Source organism: Sulfuritalea sp. (genome assembly GCF_017302275.1).
Classification (GTDB): Bacteria; Pseudomonadota; Gammaproteobacteria; order Burkholderiales; family Rhodocyclaceae; genus Sulfuritalea.
In genome coordinates, this window is the sequence record NZ_JAFLDR010000066.1 from 1 (window position 1) to 12,327 (window position 12,327).

13 protein-coding genes and 2 rRNA genes are annotated in these 12,327 nt (G+C 63.6%); 7 read left to right on the forward strand and 8 right to left on the reverse strand.

The window, feature by feature from the left end; all coding sequences use genetic code 11:
- Positions 1-1,221: HAD-IC family P-type ATPase (locus tag J0M27_RS20455; RefSeq protein WP_294996322.1), on the forward strand; the 1,221-nt coding region annotated here is incomplete at its 5' end.
- A 51-nt stretch (positions 1,222-1,272) separates the two neighbouring features.
- On the opposite strand, the gene J0M27_RS20460 is transcribed toward J0M27_RS20455, so the two are convergent.
- The 4 genes from J0M27_RS20460 to J0M27_RS20475 form a co-directional block, all read right to left on the reverse strand.
- A complete protein-coding gene (locus tag J0M27_RS20460) occupies positions 1,273-2,343 on the reverse strand; it encodes a thioredoxin fold domain-containing protein (protein ID WP_294996324.1) in 1,071 nt (356 codons plus the stop codon).
- 42 nt (positions 2,344-2,385) lie between these two features.
- Positions 2,386-3,045 (reverse strand): lactate utilization protein C, encoded by a 660-nt coding sequence (locus J0M27_RS20465; RefSeq protein WP_294996326.1) that lies wholly within the window; start codon positions 3,043-3,045, stop codon positions 2,386-2,388.
- A gap of 115 nt (positions 3,046-3,160) precedes the next feature.
- Complete coding sequence (locus J0M27_RS20470; protein ID WP_294996329.1) at positions 3,161-4,573, reverse strand: LutB/LldF family L-lactate oxidation iron-sulfur protein; 1,413 nt, start codon at positions 4,571-4,573, stop codon at positions 3,161-3,163.
- Positions 4,574-4,576: 3 nt separating this feature from the next.
- Entirely contained in the window at positions 4,577-5,302 is a 726-nt protein-coding gene (locus J0M27_RS20475; protein ID WP_294996349.1) for a (Fe-S)-binding protein, read from the reverse strand.
- A 103-nt stretch (positions 5,303-5,405) separates the two neighbouring features.
- Between J0M27_RS20475 and J0M27_RS20480 the strand changes: the two genes are divergently transcribed.
- From J0M27_RS20480 to J0M27_RS20505, 6 genes are all read left to right on the forward strand, one after another.
- Entirely contained in the window at positions 5,406-6,212 is an 807-nt protein-coding gene (locus tag J0M27_RS20480; protein ID WP_294996332.1) for an IclR family transcriptional regulator, read from the forward strand.
- A 62-nt stretch (positions 6,213-6,274) separates the two neighbouring features.
- Positions 6,275-6,586, forward strand: coding sequence for a 50S ribosomal protein L21 (rplU, locus tag J0M27_RS20485; RefSeq protein WP_041100484.1), 312 nt, complete (start codon positions 6,275-6,277; stop codon positions 6,584-6,586).
- 28 nt (positions 6,587-6,614) lie between these two features.
- Positions 6,615-6,878: a 50S ribosomal protein L27 gene (gene rpmA / locus J0M27_RS20490; protein WP_294996334.1), complete on the forward strand. Its 264-nt coding sequence runs from the start codon at positions 6,615-6,617 to the stop codon at positions 6,876-6,878.
- Between the two features lie 63 nt (positions 6,879-6,941).
- Entirely contained in the window at positions 6,942-7,958 is a 1,017-nt protein-coding gene (cgtA, locus tag J0M27_RS20495) for an Obg family GTPase CgtA (protein WP_294996335.1), read from the forward strand.
- Entirely contained in the window at positions 7,955-9,070 is a 1,116-nt protein-coding gene (proB, locus tag J0M27_RS20500; RefSeq protein ID WP_294996338.1) for a glutamate 5-kinase, read from the forward strand. The genes cgtA and proB overlap by 4 nt, the downstream gene beginning before the upstream one ends.
- Positions 9,071-9,103: 33 nt before the next feature.
- On the forward strand, positions 9,104-9,484 hold the full coding sequence (locus J0M27_RS20505) for a hypothetical protein (protein WP_294996341.1): 381 nt from the start codon (positions 9,104-9,106) through the stop codon (positions 9,482-9,484).
- A 125-nt stretch (positions 9,485-9,609) separates the two neighbouring features.
- Here the strand turns inward: J0M27_RS20505 and J0M27_RS20510 are convergent, their stop codons facing one another.
- The 4 genes from J0M27_RS20510 to J0M27_RS20525 all read right to left on the reverse strand — a co-directional run.
- Positions 9,610-10,329 (reverse strand): transposase, encoded by a 720-nt coding sequence (locus J0M27_RS20510; protein ID WP_294996343.1) that lies wholly within the window; start codon positions 10,327-10,329, stop codon positions 9,610-9,612.
- Between the two features lie 148 nt (positions 10,330-10,477).
- Positions 10,478-11,617 carry a porin gene (locus J0M27_RS20515; RefSeq protein ID WP_294996346.1) on the reverse strand — a complete coding sequence of 380 codons (1,140 nt, stop codon included), beginning with the start codon at positions 11,615-11,617 and terminating at the stop codon, positions 10,478-10,480.
- A 357-nt stretch (positions 11,618-11,974) separates the two neighbouring features.
- Positions 11,975-12,089 (reverse strand): 5S ribosomal RNA (rrf, locus tag J0M27_RS20520).
- Positions 12,090-12,224: 135 nt separating this feature from the next.
- Positions 12,225-12,327 (reverse strand): 23S ribosomal RNA (locus J0M27_RS20525); the annotation flags it as partial.

Consider the following 12,327-nt stretch of genomic DNA (forward strand, 5'->3'; position numbering starts at 1 on the left):
GAACTGGTCGCCGCCGCCGCGGCGAGCATGGCCGCCCGCGGCTTGCGGGTGCTGGCCCTGGCGCGACGCGCGGCGCAGGCGGAAGCCGAACTAAATGAGGCGACGCTCGACAGCGGACTGAGCTTCCTCGGCCTCGCGGCGATGATGGACCCCCCGCGCAGGCAGGCGATCGCCGCGGTGCGCGCCTGCCATGCTGCCGGCATCGTGGTGAAGATGATCACCGGCGACCACGCCGACACCGCGCGCTCGATTGCCGGACAAATCGGCATCGTCAAGGATGGCCCGGCGGCGCGGGTGCTCACCGGGCGCGACCTGGCGCAACTGGACGACGTGGCGCTGATGGCGGCGGCAAGCATGGTGCACGTTTTCGCCCGGGTCGAACCGGAACAAAAGCTGCGCCTGGTGCGCGCGCTGCAGGCGCAGGGCGAGGTCGTCGCCATGACCGGCGACGGCGTGAACGACGCGCCGGCGCTGAAGCAGGCCGACATCGGCATCGCCATGGGCCAGGGCGGCACCGACGTGGCCAAGGAGGCGGCGGCGATGGTGCTGACCGACGACAACTTCGCCACCATCGAAGCGGCCGTGGAGGAAGGCCGCGGCATCTACGACAACCTGGTGAAGTTCATCACCTGGACCCTGCCGACCAACTTCGGCGAAGGCCTGGTGATCCTCGCCGCCATCGTCGCCGGGGTCACGCTGCCGATCACGCCGCTGCAGATCCTCTGGATCAACATGACCACCGCCGTGCTGCTCGGCCTGCCGCTTGCCTTCGAGCCGGCCGAGCGCGGCATCATGCACCGCCCGCCGCGCCCGCCCGCGGCGCCGGTGCTAGACGGCGTGCTGATCGGGCGCATCGTACTGGTCGGCGTGCTGATGCTGGCCGGCTCGTTCGGCATGTTCCTGCTGGCGCTGGAGCGCGGCCAGGACATGGCCCAGGCGCGCACCATCGCGATGAACGTCTTCGTCGCCATCGAGGTAGTCTATCTGTTCAGCTGCCGTTCGCTGCGCCTGCCGGTGACGGCCATCAACGCCTTCTCGAATCCATGGGTATGGGCCGGCGCCGGGCTGCAACTCCTGCTGCAACTGGCGATCACCTATTGGGCGCCGCTCAACGCCGCCTTTGCCACCACCACCATCGATGCACGCGCCTGGGGAGAGATCGCCGCCATCGCGCTGGCGGCGATGGTAATCATCGAGATCGAAAAGCGCCTGCGGCGTTGATCAGGGCGCGTCCATATCACGGCGATGCGGCCGCCGTAGTGAGAAAGGGCCCTACCTCCAGAGCTCCAGCTTCTCGCCGCGCTCCTTCAGGTGCTCGGCCTTGAGCTGCAGGAAGCGCTGGAACTCCAGCTCCTTTTTGTAGGCGCCACTGGCGACATACTCGAAGGACGAGGCGAAGTGGAAGGGCCGCAGGTAGGCTTCGAGGCGGAACACTTCCTTGCCCCGGTCGTCGAAGAACACCACGCTCGGCGTGTAGCTGATTTTGAGTTCGCGGCCCCAGGCTTCCGCCGTCATGCGACGGCCGTCGGGCGTGGTCAGGTTCTCGCGTCCCGCCAGCGAAAAGCGCGCGACGTCGAAACGCGCCAGCGCGGCCCGCGTCGCGTCGCGCTTGAAGCCTTCCGTGTGCAGTTCGTCGCACGGCCCGCAATGGCGGGTTTCAAACAGCACCGCCAGCGGCTTGCCGGCGGGCTTGCGCGCCAGGTCAAAGGGCGCCTTGACGAAAAAGGGCTGCTCGTTGAGCGTGGCGCTGGCGCCGGTTTGCGGCACCGCCTTCATGTGCTCGGCGAAATCGCGCTTGCGCTCCAACCGCTGCGCCGAGTAGTCGAGCGCCGCCGAAAAACGGTGCGGCGGGTAATAGCCGTTGATGCGCGCGATGATGCCGCCCTTCTCGTCCAGCAGCAGCAGCGTCGGCGTGAACTGCACCTTGAGGAATTTGGCGAACTCCTTCTCGCTGCGAACCTTGCCGTCGAACCAGGTCACTTCGCGGTCGCCGAAAAGATTGAAGGCGATGGCGACGAAATGCTTGTTCACCTTGTCCACGATGTCCTTCTGCGTGAAGCTGGTCTGCATCAGTTCCTTGCAGTAGGGACAGCCCTGCTGGCCGAAATAGAGCAGCAGGCGCTTGCCCGACTTTGCGGCCTGCGCGGCATCGTCGGGCAGTTCGAGCAGGGTTTCGACGAAGGCCGGCGGCAGAACTTCGTCGCCGATCTGGGCAAGAGTCGGCGCTGGCGACACGGCGAAAAGCAGGGCCAGCAGGGCCAGCAAGTAGCGCATCCTATGGGTGCCGGCGGCAATCTGACCGTAGGCCCTGAGCTTGTCGAAGGGCGCGAGGGGCTTCGACACGCTCAGCCCGAACGGGGGATTCAATTTCCCTCATGCCGGCTCTCATCCCTCGACGATGACCAGGTGTACCCGGTACGGCCCGTGCGCGCCGAGCACGATGGTCTGCTCGATGTCGCCGGTGCGCGACGGCCCGGAAATGAAATTCACCGCGCGCGGCAAGGTGCCAAGTTCCGCGCGCGCCAGGTTCCAGGCGTCCTCCATGTACGGCAGGATGCGCGCGGCGCGCACCACGGCGACATGGGTTTCTGGCAGCAGGCTGACCGTGGCGGGCGCGTCGGGGGAGGAGCACATCATCAGCGTGCCGGTTTCGGCGACCGCGCAGAAGCAGCCGGTGATGCCGACCAGGTCGGCATCGCGCGCACCGCGCGCCTCGACCTTCAACCCTGCCGCGGCCCAGTCCAGGGCCGCCAGCGCCGGCTGGACCACCGCCGTCGTCGGCAGGTTCATCGCCGCCAGGTAGCGGGCGACCGCCGCCGGCACCTCGGACTCCTGCGCCACCACCTCCACGGTGCTGGATTGCAGTTCCGACTTGACGCGGAAGCGTTCGAGCAGCGCCGCGGGCGCGGTGTCCATGGCCGGCTTGGGCCCTTCGATCCGGCCTTCCATCGCGGCCTGCATGATCTCGCGCCCCGCGGCCGCATTGCCCGCGTTGCGCTGGAGGCCGGCGCGGACGCGGCCGAGGATGTCATCACGGGAGCTCATGCTGCCTCCGCCGGGCCGTCCCAAGGAGGCAGCAAGTCAACAAACCGGAGCGGGCAATGCCCGCGAACACAGATCACCCCCTTACGTGGGAAGGGGGAAGGGGGGATGGCTGTAATCATGCTGCTTTCCTCCTGGCGGCGTACATTTCGCGGAAGGTCTTGCCCTGCGGCGCCGGGAAGTCACGGCCGCGGGTCCATTCCGGGGCCATCGGCAACAGGCTGATGCGATCGGATTTGCCGGCCAGCCACTTGAGGTAGCGCACCCCGAAGCGCGCGCCCAGCGCGTAGAGCTTCGGCTGCTGCGCCACCCAGGCCCACAGGCGCAAGCCGATGCGCTCGGTGAGCGGGCGCAGGCCGGCGTCGGTCTGCTTCTCGCGCAGCTTGCGCAGCAGTTCGGGCAGCGGAATGCCCACCGGACAGACGATGCCGCACTGGTTGCACAGCGTCGCCGCGTGCGGCAGGTCGATCGAGTTCTCGATCCCGGCGTAAAGCGGCGTCAGCACCGATCCCATCGGCCCCGGATAGACCCAGCCGTAGGCGTGGCCGCCGATGGTCTGGTACACCGGGCAGTGGTTCATGCAGGCGCCGCAGCGGATGCAACGCAGCATCTCGTGGAATTCGCCGCCGATCACATCGGCGCGGCCGCTGTCGACCAGCACGAAATACAGATGCTCGGGACCGTCATGCTCCTCGGGTTTCTTGACCCCGGTGAGGATGGAAAAATAGTTCGAGATCGACTGCCCGGTGGCGGAGCGCGGCAGCAGCCGCATCAGGGTCGACAAGTCCTCCAGGGTCGGGATCACTTTTTCGATGCCGGTGATCACCACATGAACTTTCGGCAGTGTAGTCACCATGCGGCCGTTGCCCTCGTTGGTGACCAGGGCCACCGAACCGGTCTCGGCGACGAGGAAGTTGCCGCCTGAAAGGCCCATTTCGGCGGTCAGGAAATGCCCGCGCAGCACCTCGCGCGCCTCGCGCGTCAGCGCCGGGATTTCGGTCTTGCGCGGTGTGCCGTGCACCTTGTGGAACAGGTCGGCGACGTCGTCCAGGCTCTTGTGCACGGCCGGCGCGATGATGTGGCTGGGCGGCTCGTTGTTGTCCACCTGCAGGATATATTCGCCGAGGTCAGTCTCCACCGGCTGGATACCGGCCGCTTCGAGGGCCTGGTTGAGCCCGGCCTCCTCGGAGAGCATCGACTTCGACTTGGTGACCTTCTTCACACCGTGCTTCCTGGCGATCTCCGTCACCAGGCGGCAGACCTCCGCGCCGTCCTTGGCCCACAGCACGTGCGCGCCGGTGTCCAGCGCCTTGCGCTCGAAGCGTTCCAGCCACAGGTCGAGGTTGTCGATCACCTTGTTGCGGATCGCCTTCGCCGCATCGCGCGTGCCCTCGAAGTCGTCGAGGTCCTTGAGCGCCTCGGCGCGCTTGGTGACGAACTTGCCCTTGGCATTCTTCAGGTTGCCCTGCAGGACCACGTTGGCCAGCGACGCCGAGGCGTTGGCCTTGAAACGCATCGATTTGATTTCCACGGCTCAGGCCTCCCCGGCGAGGATTTCGGCCACGTGCAGCACGCGCGTCGTCTCGTCGCCCATGCGCCGCAACTTGCCCTCGATGTTGAGCAGGCAACCGAGGTCGCCGCCGGCCACCGCGCGGGCGCCGCTGGAGTGGATGAAGTCGCACTTGCGCTCGGCGATGGCCGCCGAGACGTCGCCGAACTTGACCGAAAAGGTGCCGCCGAAACCGCAGCACTCCTCGCAGCCATTCATCTCCTTGAGTTCCACGCCCTTGACCTTGGCCAGCAGCATCCGCGGCTGCGCCTTGATGCCGAGACTGCGCAGGCCGGTGCAGGAATCGTGGTAGGTCACGCTGCCCGTGTAGCTGCCGGGAACGGCCTCGACCTTCAGTACGCTGACGAGGAAATCGGTGAGTTCGAAGGTGCGCGCCGCCATCGCGGTGGCGCGGTCGCGCCACTCGGGTTCGGTGGCAAACATGCCCAGGTATTCGGTGCGGATATGGTCGCCGCAGGATCCGGAAGGCACCACGACGTAGTCGAAGCCCTCGAACTCGGCAATGGTCTTCTTCGCCAGCGCCTCCGCTCCGGGCTTGTCGCCGGAATTCCATGCCGGCTGGCCGCAACAGGTCTGCGTGTCCGGCACGACCACTTCGCAACCGGCGTTTTCCAGCAGTTTCAGGGCGGCAAAACCGATGCTCGGGCGCATCAGGTCCACCAGGCAGGTCACGAACAGTCCCACGCGCATGTTTGCCAAGGCGTCTCTCCGTATGTCGTTGTTATTTATCGCCGATGGCCGACGATGGCTTTTGCTATAGTATCCGAACTCCCGTCGTCACGAAGAGATTGCCGTGCCCACACCTCGCGCGGAAGCCGCAGCGGAACCCCGCGCCGGCATCCAGGTCATCGAGCGCATGATGAAACTGCTCGATGTGCTGTCCTACCACCCTGATCCGGTGAGCCTCAAGCAACTGGCGCTGGAGACCGGCTTGCATCCCTCGACCGCGCACCGCATCCTCGCCGCGATGTCCGCCTCGGGTTTTGTCGAGCGCGCCGATCCCGGCACCTACCGCCTCGGCATCCGCCTGCTGGAACTGGGCAATGTCGTCAAGTCGCGCATCAGCATCGGCAAGGCGGCGATGCCGCTGATGGAACGCCTGCACCGCGAAATCGGCGAAAGCGTCAACCTCGGGGTGCGCCAGGGCGACGAGATCGTCTATGTCGAACGCACTTCCAGCGGCCGCTCGTCGATCCGCGTGGTGCACCTGGTGGGCGCGCGGGCGCCGTTGCACGTCACCGCCGTGGGCAAGCTCTACCTGGCCGAGGATGGCCCGCAGAAGCTCCGCGAGTACGCCCGACGTACCGGCCTTCCCGGCTACACGCCGACCTCGCTGACCACCGTCGCCGCCCTGGAGCGCGACGTCGACCGGGCGCGACGCCACGGCATCGCCTTCGACAACGAGGAAATCGAGCAGGGCCTGCGCTGCGTCGCCGCCCCGGTGCGCGACGACAGCGGTGAACTGGTCGCCGGCCTTTCGGTGTCCGCCCCGGCCGAGCGCCACAACCCGGACTGGATCGAGCGCGTCAAGCAAACCGCCGACGCGATTTCGCTGGCGATCGGCTACCAGGCGCCGAAACCAACGCCGAAAACACATTGACCGCCGGCAGGACGATCGGTATACTGCGCGGTTCTTTGCGTCATCCCATTGGAGTCTCCATCATGTATGCGGTCATAAAAACCGGTGGCAAGCAGTATCGCGTTGCCGCTGGCGAAAAACTCAAAATAGAACAGATACCGGCTGATGTAGGCACTGAAATCACTCTCGACCAGGTGCTCATGGTCGGCGAAGGCGAATCGGTCAAGATCGGTTCTCCCATGCTCGCCGGCGCCAAGGTCACGGCGAAAGTGATAGCTCAGGGCCGTCATCCCAAGGTCACCATTTTCAAGATGCGCCGTCGCAAGCACTACCAGAAGCACCAGGGCCATCGCCAGAACTTCACGGAAATCGAGATCAGCGGCATCGCCGCCTGATCCCGACGAGAGAATCAGGAGCAAAAACATGGCACACAAAAAAGCAGGCGGCAGTTCCCGTAACGGCCGCGACTCGGAATCGAAACGCCTGGGCGTCAAGAGCTACGGCGGCGAGCTGATTTCCGCCGGCAGCATCATCGTGCGGCAGCGCGGCACCGAGTTCCATCCCGGCGACAACGTCGGCATGGGCAAGGACCACACGCTGTTCGCCAAGATCGACGGCACCGTGCAGTTCGCCATCAAGGGTCCGGCCAAGCGTCGCACCGTCAGCATCGTCCCGGCGGCAGCCTAAAAAGCCAACCCTTCCGCGACGAAAGCCCTATCGTCGAGATAGGGCTTTCGCGCTTTCAGCCCCATGAAATTCTTCGACGAAGCGCGCATTGAGGTCCTTGCCGGCGACGGCGGCAACGGCTCGGTTTCGTTTCGCCGCGAAAAATACATTCCGCTCGGCGGCCCCGACGGCGGCGACGGCGGCAAGGGCGCCAGCATCTGGGCCGTCGCCGACCGCAACCTCAATACCCTGATCGATTTCCGCTACACCCGCGTGTTTCGCGGCCAGAAGGGCGAGCAGGGGCACGGCTCCGACCGCTTCGGCAAGGGTGGCGAGGACCTGATACTGCGCATGCCGGTGGGAACGGTGATCACCGACAGCAACACTGGCGAGCTGGTCGCCGACCTCGATACCGACGGCAAGCGCTTCCTCGTCGCCAAGGGCGGCAATGGCGGCCTGGGCAATGCACGCTTCAAGTCCAGCACCAACCGTGCGCCGCGCCAGAGCACTCCGGGTCAGGAGGGCGAAAAGCGCGAACTGCAACTCGAGCTCAAGGTACTGGCCGACATCGGCCTGCTGGGCCTGCCCAATGCCGGCAAGTCCACCTTCATCCGTGCCGTTTCGGCGGCGAAGCCCAAGGTTGCCGACTACCCCTTCACCACCTTGCACCCCAATCTCGGCGTGGTCCGCGTGGACGACAATCGCAGCTTCGTCATCGCCGACATCCCCGGACTGATCGAGGGAGCGGCGGAAGGCGCCGGCCTTGGCCACCGCTTCCTCAAGCACCTGCAGCGCACCGGCCTGCTGCTGCACCTGGTCGACCTTGCGCCCTTCGACCCCGGCGCCGATCCCGCCACGGACGCCAGGGCCATCCTCAAGGAATTGAAGAAGTACGATGAGGCGCTTTACAAGAAGCCGCGCTGGCTGCTGATCAACAAGATCGACCTGGTGCCGGATGGCGAGCGCGAGGCGCGCATCGCCGCGCTGGTGAAGAGCTACAAGCCGAAGAAGCATTTCGCGATCTCAGCCATTTCCGGCCACGGCTGTCGGGAAGTCACGTTTGCCGTAATGGATTACCTGGAACAACACCGCAAGGCATGAGAACGCAGATCGCTGAGGCCAGGCGCCTCGTCGTCAAGGTCGGCAGCGCGCTGGTCACCAACAACGGCCAGGGGCTCGACCATGCTTTCATTGCCGATTGCGCACGCCAGATCGCCGCTCTGCACGGCGAGGGCCGTCAGGTCCTGCTGGTCTCCTCCGGCGCCATTGCCGCCGGCATGCAGCGCCTCGGATGGACAGCACGGCCCCACGCCATGCACGACCTGCAGGCGGCCGCCGCCGTCGGCCAGATGGGCCTCGCCCAAGCGTATGAGACGACTTTTCTCGACCATGGCCTGAAGGCGGCGCAAATCCTTCTCACGCACGAAGACCTGGCCGACCGCACCCGTTACCTCAACGCCCGGTCGACCCTGCAGACACTGCTCGACCTTGGCGTAGTGCCGATCATCAACGAGAACGACACGGTCGTCACCGACGAAATCAAGTTCGGCGACAACGACACCCTGGGCGCGCTGGTGGCGAACCTGATCGAGGCCGAGGCGCTGGTCATCCTCACCGATCAGAAAGGCCTCTACAGCGCCGATCCACGGCAGGATCCCGCCGCGACCCTGATCAAGGAAGGACGCGCCGACGACCGACGCTTCGAGGCCATGGCCGGCGGCGCCGGCTCCAGTATTTCCAAGGGTGGCATGATCACCAAGATACGCGCCGCCCAGCGTGCGGCGCGTAGCGGTGCCCACACCCTGATCGTCAGCGGACGCGAACCCGATTCGCTGCTGGCCGCGGCACGCGGCACAAACATCGGCACGCTGCTCTACGCGGCCGAATCGCCGCTGGCGGCGCGCAAGCAATGGCTGGCCGACCACCTGCAGCTGGCCGGCGCGCTCACTCTGGATGCCGGTGCCGTAAAGGCGCTGGGCGGTGGCCGCAGCCTGCTGGCGGTGGGTGTGACGCGCGTCGAGGGTGACTTCCAGCGCGGTGCCGCCGTTGCCTGCCGAACTCCAGAGGGTCGCGAAATCGCGCGCGGCCTGATCAATTATTCAAGTTCCGAAGCCCGCCGCATCGCCGGCCACGGCACGCAGGACATCGAAGCCCTGCTGGGCTACATCGATAGCGCGGAATTGATCCATCGGGATAATCTGGTGTTACTCTGAAGTTGTTAAGCTGCTTCGGCTAGGAGAACTCGAATGGGAATTACATACGCGGATATTGCACTGGAGTCGATTTTCCCCAAGCGACGACTGGAAGTGAAAGCACTGGTGGATTCGGGGTCGGTGTTCCTTACCGTGCCACAGCACATAGCGGTTCAACTTGGTTTCGACACCGAGGAAGCCGGAACCCGGGAAATCATCTTGGCTGATGGGTCGCGTAAAGCTGTTCCCATGATCGGGCCACTTCGCGTCCATTTCGCCGATCGATACTGCGACCTGTCTGCCCTTGTCTTGGGTGACGAGCCCTTGCTGGGAGCCGTCCCGATGGAAATGATGGACTTGGTACTACATCCATCGAGCCAAACACTAACCGTCAATCCGGATAGTCCTTACGTACCGGTCGCACTCGCGAAATAATCGATAGGTTACGGCGAGGCGACTATCCCGCCGTCTCGCCAGCGCCGACTATTGAACCGGAAAACCGGGGAAACCGGGGGGAAAACCGGGGGGGAAAACCGGGGACAGACCACGTTTTTGCGGCATTAGTCAAAAGGCAAGACTTTCGATTCCGGTGCCGCCACCATGCGCGGCCGTCCTGATTTGCCTGGAACCACTCGTCTGCCCAGCATCGCTGCTGCATCAGCCGCGAATCGCTCGTTGCCCAGCGCGAAATTGCCGTTCGTCGCCCGCCGGATCTGATCCACCAGACCCGGTTCCAATTCGTAACGGAACAATTCCCGATAAGCTGCCTGCCGGCTTGGCGCGTCGAGCCCAAGCGCTTCATAGAGTGGATGTACGCTAATCGAGGTTGTGTCCTCGCCCTGCCCGTTGGCCCGATAGCTCGACCAACGGTATTCGGCCGGATGTTCGACCATTCCCGCTCTCACCGGATTCAGTTCGATATAGCGCTGACAGGCCAGCAGATAGGCGCCCTCCTGAATCAGACATGAGCGAAAACGTCCTTCCCACAGCGTGCCGCTGCGTCGATAAATGCGATTCACATATTGCACGTAACGCTGACCAAGGGCCTTCATCAACGCCCCTGGCGCCTCCGCGCGGTCCGCCGAGACGAGCAGATGGACGTGATTGGTCATCAATGCATAGGCATGGATGCGGCAACCGGTCTTGCCGGCGTGTTCGGCCAGCCAGTCGAGGTAGAAGCGATAGTCCTCGTCGGCAAAGAAGCAGGCTTGGCGATTGTTGCCACGCTGTATCAGATGAAGGGGAACGCCCGGCAAGACCAGACGCGAACGGCGGGGCATACGCAACTCCACTACGCGAAAATAAACGAAGCTTAGCAGGAAACCGTGGTCTGTCCCCTATTACTCTGCTCAGAACCAATGAAAACGGCCACCCGAAGGTGGCCGTTCTGTGCTGCAACTGCTTTCGTTTCAGATCGACGGAGGTCGATTAGAACGAGTGGTTCATGTTGACAGCGAACTGGCTGGAATCCTCGCCTGCGGCAGTGCCGGTAGCACCGTTGGCAGCGAGACCGAACAGGTCATAGCTACCACCCGACTTGTTGTCCATCTTGGAGTAGCTGACGCCGATGTTGGTGCGCTTCGACAGCGAATAGCCGTAGGCCAGAGTGTAGGCACTGGCGCCGGAATCAGCGATCGTGCTGGTGTTGCCAGCCTTGGCATACGTGAAGGCGACCTGATTGGCGCCAAACGTGTAGGAGATCGGCAGCACCCAAGCGGTACGCGAAATTTCACCAGTGGTGAAGTCTTGCTTGGACTTGTTCCAGCCCAGTCCAACTGCAACGCCCATCGGGAAGGTGTAGCCAAACTGCAGCGTGTCGCCGCGCTGATCACCGGCGGCGGCGGTCTTGCCGCCTTCCACCGTGGCACGCCAGTAGCTGTAGCCAGCTTTGATCGGGCCGTTGGCATAGTTCAAGGCCAGGTTGGTGGCGCTGCCCTTGCCAGGATCGGCGGCACCGACGAGGCGCTTGCCTGTACCTTCGTTGGCACCCGGAGCCGCAGCTGCTGCGTTCCAGGAGGTCGAAACGGCCAGACGTCCGCTGAAACCGGACATATTCGGGCTGTCGTACATGATCACGTTCGGCGTACGTGTGGCGTTGGCAATGGAGGCGCCAGTGCCCATTTGAGCGAAAATGCCGTTGCTCAGGATGTTTTGCAGGGTGTAGGCCTTGTACGACTCGATCGCTGTACCATAGTGCAAGTCTTGACGGCCGACGGCGACACGGCCCCAGTTGCCACCGAGGTGCATGTTGCTATTGCCACTAACCAAGGTGTTACCGGTTTGGCCGGTTGCTGCGGAAACGCCTGTAACGTCAGATCCCACACGGCTGTCGAGGACGAAACCGGCGTACATGCCACCGCCCAGATCTTCCTTGCCCGAGAACACCAGCATCGAGGACTGGTCGGAAACACGGTTTTCAGCCGAAGCTTGGGAGCCGGCGACAACGCTGTTGAGCTTGTACTGCTCGACCGACATGCGCATCAGACCGGAGATGGTCACGTTCGACTGGGCGAAAGCGGCACCCGACATCAGGCCGGCGACGGCCAGAGCGATAATTTTTTTTTGCATAGATTTCTCCAAAAAGAGAGTTGGTTTGTACAGTCTGCAATGACACCACGTGGTCGGTCACTGCTCGCTGTCACTGCCCGAATCGGGAAGCTGGAGGCATTTTGCTTTAAGGGGCGCGACGGAGCAATTGCCGTCGCAAATTTCAATCGGTTTCGGTTCGATGTTGTAGTTTTCTCACAACACGCGATCCCTGACTTTGGGCATATCTGCGCGACTTCGATATTTCCGCTTCTTGCTCTGCATTCGGCCGGACGGCACAGCCCGGATCAAATGCCAAAAGAATTGAATTCCAACCCATTGGTCTGCCAAATAAAAACCCCCTGCCCGGAGAATCGGGAGGGGGTTTTGGGTGGGGTAGTCTGGCGTTGACCTACTTTCGCACACGGTGAAGTGCACTATCATCGGCGCGGTCTCGTTTCACGGTCCTGTTCGGGATGGGAAGGGGTGGTACCAAGACGCTATGGACACCAGACTAAAACAGAGGTCAGGGATCGGGGATCAGGGATCAGTAAAGGCCCTGGTTCGGGATACCTGATGGAAGAAGTAAGGGTGGGGGGTGATTGTATGACTTTGGTTGTTCTATACAGGAACTGAAGTTCACTGTTATAGGGTCAAGCCGCACGGGCAATTAGTATCGGTTAGCTTAACGCATTGCTGCGCTTCCACACCCGACCTATCAACGTCCTGGTCTTGGACGACCCTTCAGGGGG